The 15,840-nt window shown below is 68.5% G+C and carries 14 protein-coding genes; all 14 read right to left on the bottom strand.

What is annotated here, in order from left to right; genetic code table 11:
• Positions 1-22: 22 nt before the first annotated feature.
• The 14 genes from GOAMR_RS03665 to GOAMR_RS03600 all read right to left on the bottom strand — a co-directional run bounded on the left by GOAMR_RS03665 (position 23) and on the right by GOAMR_RS03600 (position 15,743).
• Positions 23-1,066: a pseudouridine synthase gene (locus tag GOAMR_RS03665; protein WP_005182861.1), complete on the bottom strand. Its 1,044-nt coding sequence runs from the start codon at positions 1,064-1,066 to the stop codon at positions 23-25.
• Positions 1,067-1,075: 9 nt separating this feature from the next.
• Positions 1,076-1,879, bottom strand: a complete 804-nt coding sequence (gene scpB / locus GOAMR_RS03660) for an SMC-Scp complex subunit ScpB (protein WP_005182860.1) — start codon at positions 1,877-1,879, stop codon at positions 1,076-1,078.
• Positions 1,876-2,712, bottom strand: coding sequence for a segregation and condensation protein A (locus GOAMR_RS03655; protein ID WP_005182859.1), 837 nt, complete (start codon positions 2,710-2,712; stop codon positions 1,876-1,878). The genes scpB and GOAMR_RS03655 overlap by 4 nt, the downstream gene beginning before the upstream one ends.
• Positions 2,696-3,727: a ParA family protein gene (locus tag GOAMR_RS03650; RefSeq protein WP_005182858.1), complete on the bottom strand. Its 1,032-nt coding sequence runs from the start codon at positions 3,725-3,727 to the stop codon at positions 2,696-2,698. Before GOAMR_RS03650 ends, GOAMR_RS03655 begins: the two co-directional genes overlap by 17 nt.
• Positions 3,728-3,866: 139 nt before the next feature.
• Entirely contained in the window at positions 3,867-4,796 is a 930-nt protein-coding gene (gene xerD / locus GOAMR_RS03645; RefSeq protein WP_005182857.1) for a site-specific tyrosine recombinase XerD, read from the bottom strand.
• Positions 4,797-4,801: 5 nt separating this feature from the next.
• A complete protein-coding gene (locus GOAMR_RS03640; protein ID WP_005182856.1) occupies positions 4,802-5,440 on the bottom strand; it encodes an NUDIX domain-containing protein in 639 nt (212 codons plus the stop codon).
• Positions 5,437-7,194: a CTP synthase gene (gene pyrG, locus GOAMR_RS03635; RefSeq protein WP_005182855.1), complete on the bottom strand. Its 1,758-nt coding sequence runs from the start codon at positions 7,192-7,194 to the stop codon at positions 5,437-5,439. The genes GOAMR_RS03640 and pyrG overlap by 4 nt, the downstream gene beginning before the upstream one ends.
• A gap of 149 nt (positions 7,195-7,343) precedes the next feature.
• The gene (locus GOAMR_RS03630) at positions 7,344-8,264 is read right to left on the bottom strand and encodes a copper transporter (RefSeq protein ID WP_005182854.1); all 921 of its coding nucleotides are present in this window, start codon (positions 8,262-8,264) and stop codon (positions 7,344-7,346) included.
• A gap of 3 nt (positions 8,265-8,267) precedes the next feature.
• Positions 8,268-9,449, bottom strand: coding sequence for a putative cytokinetic ring protein SteA (steA, locus tag GOAMR_RS03625; protein ID WP_170319106.1), 1,182 nt, complete (start codon positions 9,447-9,449; stop codon positions 8,268-8,270).
• Between the two features lie 139 nt (positions 9,450-9,588).
• Positions 9,589-11,379 carry a DNA repair protein RecN gene (gene recN / locus GOAMR_RS03620; RefSeq protein ID WP_005182851.1) on the bottom strand — a complete coding sequence of 597 codons (1,791 nt, stop codon included), beginning with the start codon at positions 11,377-11,379 and terminating at the stop codon, positions 9,589-9,591.
• A gap of 2 nt (positions 11,380-11,381) precedes the next feature.
• The gene (locus GOAMR_RS03615; protein WP_005182849.1) at positions 11,382-12,392 is read right to left on the bottom strand and encodes an NAD kinase; all 1,011 of its coding nucleotides are present in this window, start codon (positions 12,390-12,392) and stop codon (positions 11,382-11,384) included.
• A gap of 103 nt (positions 12,393-12,495) precedes the next feature.
• Positions 12,496-13,407 (bottom strand): TlyA family RNA methyltransferase, encoded by a 912-nt coding sequence (locus GOAMR_RS03610; protein ID WP_005182847.1) that lies wholly within the window; start codon positions 13,405-13,407, stop codon positions 12,496-12,498.
• Positions 13,408-13,418: 11 nt separating this feature from the next.
• Complete coding sequence (locus GOAMR_RS03605; RefSeq protein WP_005182844.1) at positions 13,419-13,625, bottom strand: hypothetical protein; 207 nt, start codon at positions 13,623-13,625, stop codon at positions 13,419-13,421.
• 12 nt (positions 13,626-13,637) lie between these two features.
• Entirely contained in the window at positions 13,638-15,743 is a 2,106-nt protein-coding gene (locus GOAMR_RS03600) for an HAD-IIA family hydrolase (protein ID WP_005182842.1), read from the bottom strand.
• Positions 15,744-15,840: the final 97 nt, after the last annotated feature.

Below are 15,840 nucleotides of genomic sequence, written 5' to 3'. Positions count from 1 at the left end.
ACCGGGCTCTCCTGGGCGGCGCTCACAGGCCGACCGCCTTGTACAGGCCGCCGATCTCGTCGCGGCCGAGAACCCGCAGGCTGCCGGGACGCTGGTCGCCGAGCGCGACCTCACCGACATGGGTGCGCAGCAGTCGGCGCACCGGGAATCCGACCTGCTCCATGAGGCGGCGGACGATGCGGTTGCGGCCCTCGTGTAGCACGATCTCCACCAGCGACGCCCCGTTGTTGACGTCGACGATGGTGAACGAATCAACCTTCACGGGCCCGTCGTCGAGTTCGACACCGGCGCGCAGGGTGCGGGCCAGGGTGCGCGGCACCTCGCCCTTCACCGTCGCCATGTACGTCTTGGGCACCTCGTACGACGGGTGCATCAGCCGGTGCGCGAGCTCGCCGTCGTTGGTGAGCAACAGCAGCCCCTCGGTGTCGGCGTCGAGACGCCCGACATGGAACATGCGCTGACCGGCCATCACCCGCTCGGCGATGATGTCGCCGATGCACGGGCGACCCTGGTCGTCGGCCATCGTCGACTGCCAGCCCCGCGGCTTGTTCAGCGCCAGGTACTGCTTGGCCTCGTCGATGATGACGCGGGCGCCGTCGACGCGGACGACCGCGGTGTTGGGGTCGATCCGCAGGCCCTGCTCGATGACGATCTCACCGTCGACACTGACCCGGCCCGCGGCGATGAGTTCCTCGGCGCCACGGCGCGACGCGACACCGGCCTGCGCGAGGACCTTCTGCAGCCGGACACCGTCTGCCGTATACGACGCACCGCCGTCTCCGCCGATCTCCGAACTCTGGTGACGCGCCGGGCGGGCGTTGTTCAGGCGCACCTTGCCCGACGCGACGTCGGGCTTCGAGGTTCCCTTGCGGTGGGTCTTCTTGGCGGGTTTGGGGGCGTCGGACCAGTTCTTGCCGCCCTTGGCCGGCTGCGAACCTGCCTTGCCCGACTTGGACTGGCCGGACTTGCGTCCCCCACGCGCGGGTTGCCCTCCGGCGGACGATGATGTGGAACGACCAGCGCGTTTACGCGGGCCCGGTGTGCCGTCTCGGCTAGCGGATGCCATGTGAATCTCTCATTCTGTGGGCGACGAGACATCGTCGTCCGGTGTTTTCTCTCCTGACGAGTGTGACCCCTTGGCATCGAGTTTGGCGAATCGTGGATCGGTGAGCAGCTCGTCGTCGAGCGAATCGATCACGTCCACGTCCGGCAACAGCGGTGCCAGATCGGGCAGTTCGGTGAGCGAGGCCAGCCCCAGCCGTTCCAGGAACATCTCCGTCGTCCCGTAGGTGGTGGCCGACGTGGTGGGGTCTGTGCCGACCTCGCTGATCAGCCCGCGAGCCACCAGGGTGCGGACCACACCGTCGACGTTCACGCCGCGGATCGCGCTCACCCTGGCCCGGCTGACCGGCTGCCGGTAGGCGATCACCGCGAGCGTCTCCAGCGCCGCCCGGGTCAGCTTGGACCGCGCCCCGTCGAGCAGCAGCCGTTCGACGTAGGGCGCGTAGTCGGCGCGGCTGTAGAACCGCCAGCCGTCACCGGCGAAACGCAGGTCGAAACCGCTGCGCGCCACCCCGTAGTCGGCGGACATCTGTTGCAGCAGCGGCCCCACCCGGGCCGCGTCCTCGTCGACGGCCCGGGCCAGGTCCGCGGTCGGTGCGGGGGTGTCCACCACCAGCAGGATCGCCTCCAGCGCGGCCCGCAGCTCCGCGTCGTCGAGCCGCACCTCGGCCTCCTCGACGACGTCGAGGTCGACCCCCAGATCCAGTGCCCCGGCGTCCTCCCCCGAGGTCTCGGTGACGGTCCCGTCGGCCTCAATCACGTCGACTTCGGTCCCGTCTGCTTCGGCAGCAATACCGGCTTCGTCCGCGTCGCTCACTCGTAGTCTTCCTCTCCCCGACTGAGATTCACCTCGTCCGGCGCGCGCTCACCGGTCCAGCTCACCTTGAGTTCGCCGAGCGCCTCCGGCTGTTCGAAGGCGATCGCGCGCTCCCGGAACAGCTCCAGCAACCCCAGGAACCGGCCGATCACCTCATACGGGTTGTCACAACTGGCCACGATCTCCCGGAAACTCAGCCACGCGCCCGGGTCGGCGATCAGCATCGCCATCACCAGCCGCGCCTGCGCCGGCACCGACACCTTGGGCACGTGCAGGTGCCCAAGTCCGACGGTCGGTGTGGGCCGAGGCGCCAGACCGGCCGCGGCGATCTCGGCGAAACGCGCGGCGTCGACGCCGAGGGTGACCTCCGGCAACAGCCCGGTGAACCGCTCCTCCAACGACACTGCCCGCGGATAGCGTTGCAGCGCAGCCGCTTCGAGTTCACCAAACAGTTCGGCCACCTGCTTGTAGGCGCGGTACTGCAGCAGCCGTGCGAACAGCAGGTCACGTGCTTCGAGCAGCGCCAGATCCTCGGCGTCCTCGACCTCCCCGGCCGGCAGCAGCCGCGCGGCCTTCAGATCCAGGAGCGTGGCCGCCACCACCAGGAACTCGGTGGTCTGCTCCAGCGTCAGCTCTTCGCCGAGCTTGCGGGTATAGGCGATGAAGTCGTCGGTGACCGCGTGCAGCGCCACCTCCGTGACATCGAGGCGATGCTGACTGATCAGGTTCAGCAGCAGGTCGAACGGTCCCTCGAAGTTGGACAGTCGTACCTGAAATCCCTGCTTGCCACTGCCGGCGTCGGCGACCTCGGCGGCCTCAGACGACACCGGCATCACGCGCGATCACCTCACGTGCCAGCGACCGATATGCCAGCGCGCCTGCAGATTTGGGCGCCCATGAGATGATCGGCTCACCGGCCACACTGGTCTCCGGGAACCGGACCGTCCGGTTGATGACACTGTCGAACACGACATCACCGAACACCTCGACAACCCGCTCCATCACCTCACGCGAATGCAGCGTGCGCGAATCGAACATCGTCACCAGGATGCCGCTGAGCTTGAGCTTGGGGTTGAGGCGGTCGCGCACCTTGTTGACGGTGTCGTTGAGCAGTGCCAGCCCGCGCAGGCTGAAGTAAGCGCATTCCATCGGGATCAGCACGCTGTCGGCGCAGGCCAGCGCGTTGACGGTGAGCAGACCCAGCGACGGCTGGCAGTCGATGAGCACGAAGTCGTAGCGGTCCAGCACCGGATGCAACGCCCGGGCGAGGGACTGTTCGCGGCCCACCTCGGTGACCAACTGGATCTCGGCCGCCGACAGATCGATGTTGCTGGGCAACAGGTCAAGCCCTTCAACCCGGGTGCGCATCAGCACCTCGTCGATCGGCATGGTCGGCGGTACCAGCAGGTTGTGCACGGTGGCGTCGAGTTCGTGATGGGGTACCCCGAGTCCCGCGGACAGCGCACCCTGTGGGTCGAGGTCGACGAGCAGCACCCGGCGGCCGCATTCGGCCAGTGCGGCACCCAGATTGATCGTGGTGGTGGTCTTGCCGACGCCGCCCTTCTGGTTGCAGACCGCGATCACCGTCGCCGGACCATGCTTGTCGAGCGGTGCGGGATCGGGGATCTGCCGATACGGCCGACCGGTGGGACCGAGCGGAACCTCCTCGGGTTCCTCCGCTTCCGCCGGGGCTGTCACCTCCGCATCACCTGTGGCCGCGGAGTCGGCGGCGATGAGCGAATCGAGCGTGGGTGGGTCCGGCTCGGGTTGCGGTTGGGGTGCGGACGGCTCCGGTGCGGGCACCGACGGCGATGAGGCTCCGTCCGGGTCCCCGCTGTCAATTGTCACGTCCCCCGCGCTCCCTTCGTCGGTTGACTCGGCCTGGCGAGACATCAATGATCTGGCAGTTCCGATTGCCCAGCCTAATGGGTTCACGACGTTCGATCATCGCGCATCGCCGACAACCGTCGTGATCCCCGGTCACAGATCACCGGGCCCGGGGATGTGCCGTCGCATACACCTCGCGCATCGTGTTGACCGTCACCAGCGTGTACACCTGCGTGGTGGTGACCGAGGCGTGACCGAGCAACTCCTGCACCACCCGCACATCGGCACCCCCGTCGAGCAGGTGGGTCGCGAAGCTGTGCCGCAGTGTGTGCGGCGATACCGTTTCGCCGATCCCCGCCCGCTCCGCCGCCGACGCGAGCACCTGCCAGGCGCTCTGCCGTGACAGCCGCCCACCGCGTGCGTTGAGGAACACCCCGGGACCGACGGACCCGCGAGAACCCGCGGCCAGCGCCGGACGTCCCCGCACCAGGTAGGCGTCGAGCGCATCGGCTGCCGGCCCGCCGATCGGCACGATGCGTTCCTTGCCGCCTTTGCCCCGCAGCCGGACGGCCTTGGAGTCGGTGTCGAGGTCGTCGATATCGAGCCCGATCGCCTCGGAGATCCGGGCCCCGCAGCTGTAGAGCAATTCCAGCAGCGCCCGGTCGCGCAGTGAGCGCGGGGTGTCGTCGGCGCCGACGGCATCGAGGATCGCCGCAACCTGATCGATGGGCAGCGACTTGGGCAGCCTGCGGGGCGCGCGGGGCGGGGTGACCTCGTGAGCGACGTCGACCTCCACCCAGCCCTCGGCGACAGCGAATTTGTGCAGCCCACGGACCGCCACCAACGTGCGGGCGATGGAACTGTCGGCGAGCGGCGCCACCGAACGCTCGGAGTCGCCGCGGCGTAGCTCCACGAGGAACTCCCGCACGTCCTCGCAGGTGACGTCCGGCAGCCGGTCGATCCGCCTGTCCGTGAGGTAGCCGGCATAGCGGGTGAGATCGCGCCGGTAGGAACTGACGGTGTTGGCCGCCGCACCCCGCTCGACCGTCAGGTGATCGAGGTAGCGGCCCACATCGTCGGTCAGGCTCATGGCCGTCAGGCGTCGCCGTGCTTACGCGATTGCAGCGCGGTGGGCTGGTCGATCCAGTCGGCGGACGGATCCCGCAGTGCCAGGCCGTTGGTGATCGCCGCCGACGCGGCCAGGATCCCGGCAACAGCGGTGGCGTTGACGATCTCACCGGCCATGACACGTGTGACCGCCTCATCGAGAACGACCCATTCGACCGCCATGTCGGCCTCTTCGTCGTGCCGTTCCGCCGGGTTCAGGGCGTGCAGCGATTGCGCCAAATACACCCTCAGCGCCTCGTCGGTGAACCCGGGCGAGAGCGCCAGGTCGGCCAGCACCCGCCACGAGTCGGCGGCCAGGTCCACCTCTTCGGCGAGCTCTCGCCGTGCGGCGTCCAGCGGATCCTCGTCCGGGCCGCCGTCGAGCAACCCGGCGGGCAGTTCCAGCAACCGACGACCGATCGGGTGGCGGTACTGGCGCACCATCGCCACCCGGCCGGCATCGTCGAGCGCGACCACCGCGACCGCACCGTGGTGCTCGACGACCTCACGTTCGGCGACACGCCCGCCGGGCATCTGGACCTGGTCGAGGCGCAGCGCGAGGATCGCGCCGTCGTAGACGGTCCGCGAGTCACGCACCACGAAATCGTGCGATCCGGGCCCGCTCACGCGTCGGCGTCCCCGGATGCGGTCGCGGGCGCGTCCTGTTCGGCCTGCTCCCGCTCGCCCGCGTCGTACTCCCCCAGGTCAACCGGAAGGCGCTCTGCCGCCTTGTATTTGAGGGCGGCCTCGATCAGGGAACGGAACAACGGGTGCGGGCGGGTCGGGCGGCTCTTGAGCTCCGGATGGGCCTGCGTGGCCACCAGGAACGGATGCTGCGATCGCGGGTACTCCACGAACTCCACGAGATGACCGTCGGGCGAGGTCCCCGAGAACACCAGACCCGACTCGGCGATCTTGTCGCGGTAGGCGTTGTTGACCTCGAAACGGTGCCGGTGCCGTTCGGTGACGTCAAGGCTTCCGTACGACTCGGCGGTGACCGTGCCGCGCAGCAGCGTGGCCGGGTACGAGCCAAGACGCATCGTGCCGCCCAGATCGGCCTCGCCGGCGACGATCTCCTCCTGATCGGCCATGGTGGAGATCACCGGATGCTTGGTGTCCGGGTCGAACTCGGTGGAGCTGGCATCTTCGAGGCCCACCGAACGGGCCGCCTCGATCACCACGCACTGCAGGCCCAGGCACAGGCCCAGCAGCGGGATACGGTTGCGCCGGCTGTAGGCGATGGCCCCGAGCTTGCCCTCGATGCCGCGGATACCGAAGCCGCCCGGGACCAGGATCCCGTCGACGTCACCGAGCGCGGCCTGTGCGCCTTCCGGTGTGGCGCAGTTGTCGGACGGCACCCACTTGATCTCGGTCTTGGCGCGGTTGGCGAACCCGCCCGCGCGGATCGCCTCGGTCACCGACAGGTACGCGTCGGGCAGATCGACATACTTGCCGACGAGCGCGATCCGCACGGTCTCCCGGGGTTCGTGGACCCGCTTGAGCAGCTCGCCCCACACTGTCCAGTCGACGTCGCGGAACGGCAGATCGAGCTTGCGCACCACGTAGGCGTCGAGGCCCTCGGCGTGCAGCACCTTGGGAATGTCGTAGATCGACGGCGCGTCGGGTGTGGAGATGCAGCCCTCGACGTCGACGTCGCACATCAGCGCGATCTTGGCCTTGAGCCCCTCCGGAACGTCCCGGTCGCAGCGCAGGATGAGCGCATCGGGCTGGATGCCGACGTTGCGCAGCGCGGCCACCGAATGCTGGGTGGGTTTGGTCTTGAGCTCCCCCGACGGTGCCAGGTACGGAACCAGCGACACGTGCAGAAAGAACACGTTGTCGCGACCGACGTCGTGCCGGATCTGGCGGGCCGCCTCGATGAACGGCAGCGACTCGATGTCGCCGACGGTGCCGCCGATCTCGGTGATCACCACGTCGGGTGCGTCACCGTTCTCGTCGGGGGCGCGCATCGCGAGGACCCGTGACTTGAGTTCGTCGGTGATGTGCGGGATGACCTGCACCGTCTCACCGAGGTACTCGCCACGCCGTTCCTTGGCGATGACCGTCGAATATACCTGCCCGGTGGTCACATTCGCCGACTGCGACAGGTTCCGGTCGAGGAACCGCTCGTAGTGGCCCACGTCGAGGTCGGTCTCGGCGCCGTCCTCGGTGACGAAGACCTCGCCGTGCTGGAACGGGTTCATCGTTCCGGGGTCGACGTTGAGATACGGGTCCAGTTTCTGCATCGTCACCCGCAGACCGCGGGCGGTCAGCAATTGACCGAGGCTGGAAGCGGTGAGTCCCTTACCGAGTGATGAGGCGACACCACCCGTCACAAAGATATGTTTGGTGCCTGCGTGCACGTGGCGCAGTGGTCGCAATGCGTCTCCCGTCAGGATGAATCAGGCTCGAAACCTGCTTACCTACGGGACTTCACAGTAGCACCAGTACGGACCCCCGGGCTCCACTCGGCGACAGCGCGGCGTGGCGCGGCCCGCACCGGCGAATCGCACCGGTGCGACGGCCGTCGCTATCGGGCGCCGACGGTGATCGCGACCGCACCCGGGCCGGTGCCGTACGCGCCGGTGCGCGCCTTTCCCTCCTCCGCCAGTGCGAGGACCGTGGTGATCTGCCCGGTCGGGACGTCGGCATTGTCGACGGTCGAGATCGCGTTGCCCAGGGCAGGATCCGAACGCACGATCGCGATGGGCGATCCGCCCCTCGCCGAGCCGATGCGCCCGACGAGCGCCCCGCCCTGTCCGCGTGCGGCCATGGCGGCGGCGAGCCTGCCGACCAGTTGCCCCTTGGCCCCGGAATCCTTGTCGTAGACGCCGCCGGAGATCACCAGCACCAGATCGGCCGGTGTGATCGCGTTGTCGACGTAGCTGATGAAACCCGCTTCCCGGAGCACCTCCAGCCCCGTGCGCGAATCGCTTGTCGCAACCGCGCGGGTGTCGGCCGAATGCAAGGTCAGTGTGCCCAGCAGGTCACCGACCCGCGACCCCGAGTCGACGAAGTCGGCGCGCAGCTGGGCACCCGCGGGGATCGTCTGATCGACGATGGAGCGCAGCTTGGCCGCCTCGGTGTCGCCGACGAGCTGGTCGGAGATCTGGATCTGACCCGCGAACGAGGCACCCGCCGCCGACACCGACTCCTTGAGCGCGTCGACGTCGGAATCGACGACACCCGGGACGGTCACCACCAGCACCGAATGACCTTTGAGGGTCCCGGTGATGAGGCGTTTGGCCATCGCCCGGTCGAAGCTGTCGGCGGAGTTGAGCTTCTCGTTCAGTTGGTCGCGTTCGTCCTCGAGGTCCCCGATCCGGTCACGTTTGGTGCCGGTCAGCGAGTTGACCTGGTCACCGACGAAACCCGACCCGAGGAACAGTCCGAGCGCGAGTGCGAGGAACACCGCAACCAGGGAGATCGCGTGCTGACGCAGTGAGATCATGCGCTAGCGGTTCCAGACCCCTCGCGCCCACTCGACCAGTTGGTCCCACTGCGCGACGGTCCAGTCCCAGACCTCGCCGCCCGCACTGGACAGGACGACGGCGGCGATGATCGCGATGAGCGCTGCCAGCACCACGAACGCGATCGCGGTGCCCGACACACGGCTGCGGTACAGCGTCGCAACGGCTTTCGCGTCGACGAGCTTTGCGCCGAGCTTCATCCGGGTCAGGAACGTCGACGGGTTGCTCTCCCGCCGCGAACGGTCGAAGAAGTCGTCGAGGTCACCGCCGCAGCCCGCGGTGACGATCAGGTCGGCGCCGTGGTGGTCGGCCAGCAACAGCCCCAGGTCGGCGGCCGAGCCGATCGCGGGGAACGTGGTGGCACCGATGCCGAGATCCTGAATGCGCTCCAGACCGGGTGCGTGACCGTCGGTGTCGGCGGGGAGCACCAATTGCGCACCCGACTTGAGCGTCTGGGTTTTGAGTTCGTCGGGGTCGGCGACGATGATCGCCGGCTTGTAACCCGCCTTGACCAGTGCGTCGGCACCCACGCCGACGCCGATGAGCACCGGTTGATACTCCTTGATGAACGGCTTGAGCGAGCGCAGGTCCGCGGCGTGGTCGGGTCCGTCGGCGACGACGACCACGTGCCGGCCCATGAGGTCCACATCGATCTCGGGGACACCCACCCCGTCGATCAGCAGCGGCGATTCGCTGCGGATGAACTCAATGGTGTTGCCCGAGAAGGCCTCCAGGTGGTCGACCATTCCCGACTTCGCGTCGATCATCATGTCGGCGATCTCGGTCTCATCGAGCTGGGTGCCGTGCGCCAGCCGTTTGTCGCCGATGTACAGGTGGTCGTCGTCGACGCGGAGTTTGGCGCCGTCCTTGACCCGTTTGAACACCTCGGGACCGGTGTTGTCGAGCAGCACGATCCCGGACGCCACCAACACCTCGGGTCCGAGGTTCGGGTAACGCCCGCTGATGGATTCGGAGGCGTTGACCACCGCCACGACTCCGGCCGCGACGAGGCGGTCGGCGGTGGCGCGGTCGAGGTCGACCTCGTCAAGGATGGCGATATCGCCGGGGCCGACGCGGCTGAGCAGCCGCCGGGTGTTCGTGTCGATCCTGGCGATTCCGGTCACACCAGGAAGAGCATCTGTGGGTCGCGTGAGCAGAGCAGGCATCTTCATGTGGGCAATGATTGCCCCGCACGGCGTGTCGATTGCCCCGCACGGCGTGTCATCCGGGGAGGCGCGCCGTAACTTCTACAACTTTTGTCACATCAACAACATCTGTTGCGCTGTGGCCGATATGTCGTGGGTGCTATCCGGCGCGTTCCTGCCCGCCCTCGCCGTCGGCTGCCCGCTCGGCCTCAGCCGTCGCGAGCAGTTCCTCGGCGTGCGCCCGGCCCGTGTCCGAGTCGCCGAGTCCGGCGAGCATCCGCGCCAGTTCCGCCACGCGTTCGGCGCGGTCGAGGGTGCGCACGGTGCTGGTGACCTTGCCGGGCCTGCCGGTCTTTCCCGTCCCGGCCGACCGGACCTGCTTGCCGATGACCAGGTGGTTGTCGGCGAACGCGGCCACCTGCGGCAGGTGGGTCACCACGATCACCTGGTGCGCCCGCGCCAAGCGCGACAGTCTACGGCCGATCTCGACAGCCGCGGCACCGCCGACCCCGGCGTCGACCTCATCGAACACCATGATGGATCCGCTCGTCGGCTCGGCCAGCACCACCTCCAGGGCCAGCATCACCCGCGACAGCTCACCGCCCGACGCCGACCTGGCGATCGGCAGGGGCTGCGCGTCGCGGTGCGCCACCAGAGAGAACTCGACCCGGTCGGTGCCGTAGGGGCCGGCGTGGAGCAGTTCACCCCCGCAGTCGACGGCGAGCCGGTCGTCGGCGGATGCCTTGTCGGCGGTCACGGCCACGACGATGGCCGATTCCCCCATCGCGAGTCCGGCGAGTTCCCGGGATACCTTCTTGCCCATCGAATCCGCCGCCTTGACCCGGATCCCGGTGAGCTTGGTGGCGCTCTGGGCCACCTTGTCGGCGGCCGCGGCAAGCGCGGCCTCGAGTTCTTCGATCGAGCCGGCCGGGTCCTCGATCTCGGCGAGCCGGGCCTGCGCCTGGTCCCGCCACTCGATCACGCCGTCGATGTCGGGCGCGTACTTGCGGACCAGTGACTTCAGCTCGGCCTGCCTGGTGAGCAGTTGGTCGAGTGAATCGGCGTCAGTAGGCAGATCCGACAGGAAAGCGGTCAGCTCGGCTCCCACGTCGGTGACCACGGTCAGCGCCTCAGCCACCCGTGGCAGCAGACCGCGCAGCGTCTCGTCGGTCGAGGACGCCAGCAACGACCGCACCTGGCCGAGGCCGTCGATCACCGACTGTCCCTCGTCGGCGACGATGCCGTGCGCGGTCGCGGCGGTGGTGCGGATCATCTCCAGATCTGTCAGGCGCCGGATCGTGGCCGTGAGGTCGGAATCCTCACCCGGCGACGGATTCACGGCGTCGATCTCGCCGATGCCGAACCGGAGCCGGTCGGCTTCCTGTGCGAGTTCGCGCATGTTGCTGCGCCGCTGGTCGAGTTCGTCGAGTATCCGGGTCCAGCTCTCGCGTGCCGACCGGTAGCCGGCGAGCGCCTTGGTAGCCGGCGCACCGGCGAAGGTGTCGAGCGCACTGCGCTGATGTTCGGGTTTGAGCAGCCGCAGCTGGTCGTTCTGCCCGTGAATGGTGAGCAGGCTGGTGGTGATCTGGCCGAGCACCCCGACCGGCACGGAACGGCCGCCGACGTGCGCCCGCGATCGGCCGTCGGTGGTGACGGTGCGCACCGCGATCACCGAATCGTCGTCGTCGATCTCCCCACCGGCCGACGACACCAACTCGACCACGTCCCCGGCCGCCTCGGGCAGTCGGAATCGACCTTCGATGATCGCCTTGGCGCTGCCGGTCCGCACCCGGCCGGCGTCGGCCCGGGCCCCCGACAGCAGGTGCAGGCTCGTGACGATCATCGTCTTGCCCGCGCCGGTCTCGCCGGTGAGCACGGTGAATCCCGGATGCAACCGGGCCGACGCGCGCTCGATCACGCCGAGGCCTTCGATGGTCAGCTCTTCGAGCATGCCTATCCTCGTCCCCCTCGCCAGCCGGTGACCGGCAGTTTGAACTTTGTGACCAGACGGTCCGCGAACGGCTCGGAATCGATGCGCACCCACTTCAGCGATCTGGCGCTGCGCACGATCTCGATCCGTGCCCCGGGCGGAACCTGCATCTGCCTGCGGCCGTCGCAGAGGACGATGGCGGACCGGCCGCCGCTGTCGATCTCCAGCGCGATCCGCGATCGCGGGCTGGTGACCATCGGCCGGGCGAACAGGGCATGCGCGTTGTTCGGCACCACCAGGATCGCCTCCAGATCGGGCCACATCACCGGACCACCGGCGGAGAACGCGTACGCGGTGGATCCGGTAGGTGTCGCAACCAGCACACCGTCGGCCCCGAACGCGGATACCGGGCGGCCGTCGACCTCGGTGACCAATTCCAGGACGCCGTGATTGGTCCGGTTCTGCAGCGCGACCTCGTTGAGCGCCCAGCTCTGCCCCAGGATCTGCTCCGGATGTGCGGGATCGGTGAGGGTGACATCGAGCGTCATCCGGTCCTCGACGCGGTAGTCGCGATTGACCAGTTGGGTCATCACCTCGTCGATGCGGTTGGCCTCGGCTTCGGCGAGAAAACCGATCCTGCCGAGGTTGATCCCGAGGACGGGGACGTCGGCGCCGTAGGCCAGCTCGGCGGCCCGCAGGAAGGTGCCGTCGCCGCCGAGGACGATCACGACCTCGCATCCGGCTGCCGCACCCGCATCGCCGCTGGTCACCTCGACCTCCGCCCCGGCCTCGCGCAGATCCGCGGGATCGACCGGGTAGCTTTCGGGCAGTTCCGGTCCGAGTTCGACGACGCCCGTCGGAAAGTCGACACCGGGCACGAAACTGCGGGTGTCGTGGTCGATCACCCGCAGCGTCACCCCACCGGCGGCGCAGTGGCGGGCGATCGCGGCCGTGGTTTCGGTGACGATCGCGCGTCCCGTGTGTGCGACCACCAGGAATTCCCGATGGTTACCACCGCGCCTGTCACCGTCCACTGCTGTCCTTCCGTTCACCGCTCCGTGCGGTTGCTCGCGGCCTGTCCGGCCGTCGAAGATCGGCCCACGCCCGGCGTGGTCCGCGGCCTCGCGCGGGTCTCGATCAGCGAGGACCGGCTTCGACCGCGGCCGTGATCATGGCCATGATCTCAGGCTCGACGGGCAGCGCGCTCACCGGAGCGCTCCGGTCATCGACCTTATCTGTCGCCGACGACATGTACGTGGAGCGGGTTGACTCCGAATCGGCCGGCTCAGATGGGCGGGTCTCCGGTTTGTGCAGCCAGATGAAGTACTCGACATTCCCCGCGGGTCCGGGCAACGGGCTGGCAACGACGCCCCTGGTCTCGAGTCCGAGCGCCGCGGCGTCACCGGCAACCTCCGCGACCGCCTCGATCCGCAGGGCGGGATCGCGCACCACACCACCGGCACCGACCCGGTCCTTCCCCACCTGGAACTGCGGTTTGACCATCGGCAACAGGTCACCGCCCGGTTCGACGCAGTCGGCGAGGGCCGCGAGCACCAGCGACAGGGAGATGAACGACAGGTCGGCCACCACCAGGTCGACGCGGCCACCGATCTGGTCGGGCGACAGACTGCGCACGTTGGTTCTGTCGTGCACGTCCACCCGCTCGTCGTTCTGCAGCCGCCAGATGAGCTGGCCGTAGCCGACGTCCACGGCCACCACCTGACGGGCGTCACGCCGCAACAGCACATCGGTGAAGCCGCCCGTCGAGGCCCCGGCATCGAGACAGCGCCGGCCGGCTACGGTCAGCCCCGAGTCCGCGAACGCGTCGAGGGCCCCGACCAGTTTGTGCGCTCCGCGGGAGGCCCAATCGTCGGACGGCGCGTCGACGACGACGATCGGGGTGTCCCGGGCGACATTGGTGGCGGGTTTGGCCGCGACCACCCCGTTGACCTTGACCGTGCCGGCCTCGATGAACTCACGCGCCTGCTCGCGCGAGCGGGCCAGGCCGCGGCGCACGAGTTCGGCGTCCAGTCGGGCACGCGCGGCCATTCAGCTCCACCTCATGGGCGTTCGACGCCTTCGAGCGCCTCAGTCAGTTCGTCGTGGGCGCGTTCGAGCAGCGCGCTCTGCTTTGCGAGCCCGACAAGGTCGAACCCGTCGCTCCCGGCCTGTTGCAGCTCGTCAACCTGTGCCAACAGGTGACGCACCGTGCCCACGACGGCGTGCTCGGTGGAATCTGCGGCAAAGGAGTCAGGGAGTTCGGTCATCGTGAGTTCACGTTAGCCCACACCGGCCAGCCCGAGCTGAGCGAGCAACGCGCCCACCGTGTCGTCGGCGCCGGTGACGGTGAGCACCCCGTGGTCGATGGTTTCGCTCGACGCCCACACCGCGGCCGCCAGCGCCGGCAACAGGCTCTCCGCGGGGGCGCCCGTGGTCGCGACGGAAACCGCATCACCGTCGATCTCGATCTGCCAACCGTCGTGCGGGGCGATCCGGACCAGGTCGGCCGACAAATACAGCCCACGCAGGTCGGCAACCACGTACGTAGGACGCTGTTCGGGCGGTGCCGCCAGGAGATCCCGGGCGGTGCTGACGCCGGTGAGCACGAGCACGCTGTCGAGTCCGACAGTGTGCGCCCCTTCGATGTCGGTGTCGAGACGGTCACCCACCACGAGCGGCTTGTTCACGCCGCTACGGCGGATCGCGTCGACCATCAGCGGCGCGGCGGGTTTGCCCGCGACCAGCGGAGTCTGCCCGGTCGCATTGGCGACCGCGGCGACCAGCGAGCCGTTGCCCACCAGCAGCCCGCGTTCCGACGGCAAGGTGGCATCGATGTTGGTGGCCACCCACAGTGCCCCGGCCCGGATCGCGAGGGCCGCCTCCGACAGCTCCGCCCAACCGATGTGTGCTGAATACCCTTGGATGACCGCGTCGGGCTTGTCGTCGGCGCTACGGGCGACACCGATCCCCACCTCGCGGACCTCCTGCGCAAGGCCCTCCGACCCCACGACAAGGGCGCGAGATCCCGGTTCCAGGTGTTCGGCGAGCAGCTGCGCACCACTCTGCGCACTCGTCACGACCTGCTCGGGTCCCGCCTCGAAGCCGAGTTCGTTGAGGTGATCGGCCACGTCGGTGGGCCGGCGACTGGCGTTGTTGGTCACGAAGAACTGCGGGATCTCGGCTCGGTCGAGAGTTTCGCGAGCACCGATGATCGGCGCGTGACCGCCGAAGACGGTGCCGTCGAGGTCGAGCAGCAACGCCTCGTACGACGCCATGATCGTGCCGGCCTCGGGTTCACGTACCTTCGGGACCTCCGTACCATCGCGCTCCGGGATCTCGTCGACGGTGGGCGCTTCCGGTTCAGGCGCGGGCTCCACCTGTGGTTCGGTCGCGGTTTCCAGTTCCTCAGGGGCCGCAACTGCCACCGGCTCGTCGGCAACCACGTCGTCGGCCGGCTCCCTGACCTTTTCCTCCTCGGCCACAACAGCATCAACAGCGGACACAGACGTGACAGTTGGTTCAGACGCGGCGGCGGGTTCGGGTGTCGCAATAGGCTCAGACGTGGCCGGGTTCTCCTCCTCCGCGCCCGATCCGGGGGCGACGGTCTCGTCGAAATCCGGGTCGGTGAGTTCGACCAGCCGAAGCTCCGCGTCGGTCACGTCATCGACGTCCGCCGAGGATGCGTTCATGAACCATGTGATCGCGTCCGCGCGGCGCCCCGCGGCCAACAGCGCCGAAGCATAGGCATAGAACAGACGCGCAGGACCGGTACCTGTCTGCCCTACCGCCAGATTCTCCAGCTGCAGGGTGACGAGGGCCTTCTCCGGTTCGCCGAGGTCGATGCGGGCACCGGCCTCTACGATCCGCATCTCTGTGGCCTCTTCGCCGGTCAGCGCGCGCCCTTCGGCGCTGCGGGCGATCTCGATGGCCCGATCGGCACGACCGAGTCCCCGCTCGGAGTCCGCGATCAGCGGCAGCAGGGCCGAGCTACCGGTGATCCGCTTGGCGGTGCGCAACTCCGACACCGCTTCCTGCCATTCGCCCGCGTTGTAGGCGGCGATGCCGGCGGTCTCCCGGACGAGTCCGATCCGGCCACCGCGACGACGCGCGGCTCGGGCGTGCTCCAACGCCAGCGCCGGGTCCTCTTCGAGAAGCCGGGTCACCATCACGAGGTGGCGGGCGACGCTCTCCGCGTTGGCCTTGTCGAGCGAGAGCAGATCCCGCCGCACCGAGGCTTCGAGATCGCCGGCGCTCACATCATCGGGCAGGGCGGGGTCGTCAGACCTCTCGGTGGCTGCGGCGGAGCGTTTGGTGCCGTTGCGCGAGTTCCTGCCTCGGGAATTGCCGCCTCGATCGTCGCGACGGTGGGGCCTGCGGTCACTCATGGTTGCTAATCTATGCCTTCTCGACGTCCGGCCCCACATGAGGGCATGGAAATGCTTCGGGCCCCGTCACCGAGGGTGACGGGGCCCGAAGGGGTTT

This window comes from Gordonia amarae NBRC 15530 (assembly GCF_000241345.1).
GTDB lineage: Bacteria > Actinomycetota > Actinomycetes > Mycobacteriales > Mycobacteriaceae > Gordonia > Gordonia amarae.
This window is presented reverse-complemented; position numbering and strand designations above follow the sequence as displayed.

Bases quoted from the DNA above. Each gene is read 5' to 3' on its own strand.
- recN (WP_005182851.1), bottom strand. From the start codon at position 11,379: ATGCTCGAAGAGCTGACCATCGAAGGCCTCGGCGTGATCGAGCGCGCG.
- GOAMR_RS03665 (WP_005182861.1), bottom strand. From the start codon at position 1,066: ATGGCATCCGCTAGCCGAGACGGCACACCGGGCCCGCGTAAACGCGCT.
- GOAMR_RS03630 (WP_005182854.1), bottom strand. From the start codon at position 8,264: ATGATCTCACTGCGTCAGCACGCGATCTCCCTGGTTGCGGTGTTCCTC.
- GOAMR_RS03600 (WP_005182842.1), bottom strand. From the start codon at position 15,743: ATGAGTGACCGCAGGCCCCACCGTCGCGACGATCGAGGCGGCAATTCC.
- GOAMR_RS03655 (WP_005182859.1), bottom strand. From the start codon at position 2,712: ATGCCGGTGTCGTCTGAGGCCGCCGAGGTCGCCGACGCCGGCAGTGGC.
- steA (WP_170319106.1), bottom strand. From the start codon at position 9,449: ATGCCTGCTCTGCTCACGCGACCCACAGATGCTCTTCCTGGTGTGACC.
- xerD (WP_005182857.1), bottom strand. From the start codon at position 4,796: ATGAGCCTGACCGACGATGTGGGCCGCTACCTCGATCACCTGACGGTC.
- GOAMR_RS03605 (WP_005182844.1), bottom strand. From the start codon at position 13,625: ATGACCGAACTCCCTGACTCCTTTGCCGCAGATTCCACCGAGCACGCC.
- GOAMR_RS03610 (WP_005182847.1), bottom strand. From the start codon at position 13,407: ATGGCCGCGCGTGCCCGACTGGACGCCGAACTCGTGCGCCGCGGCCTG.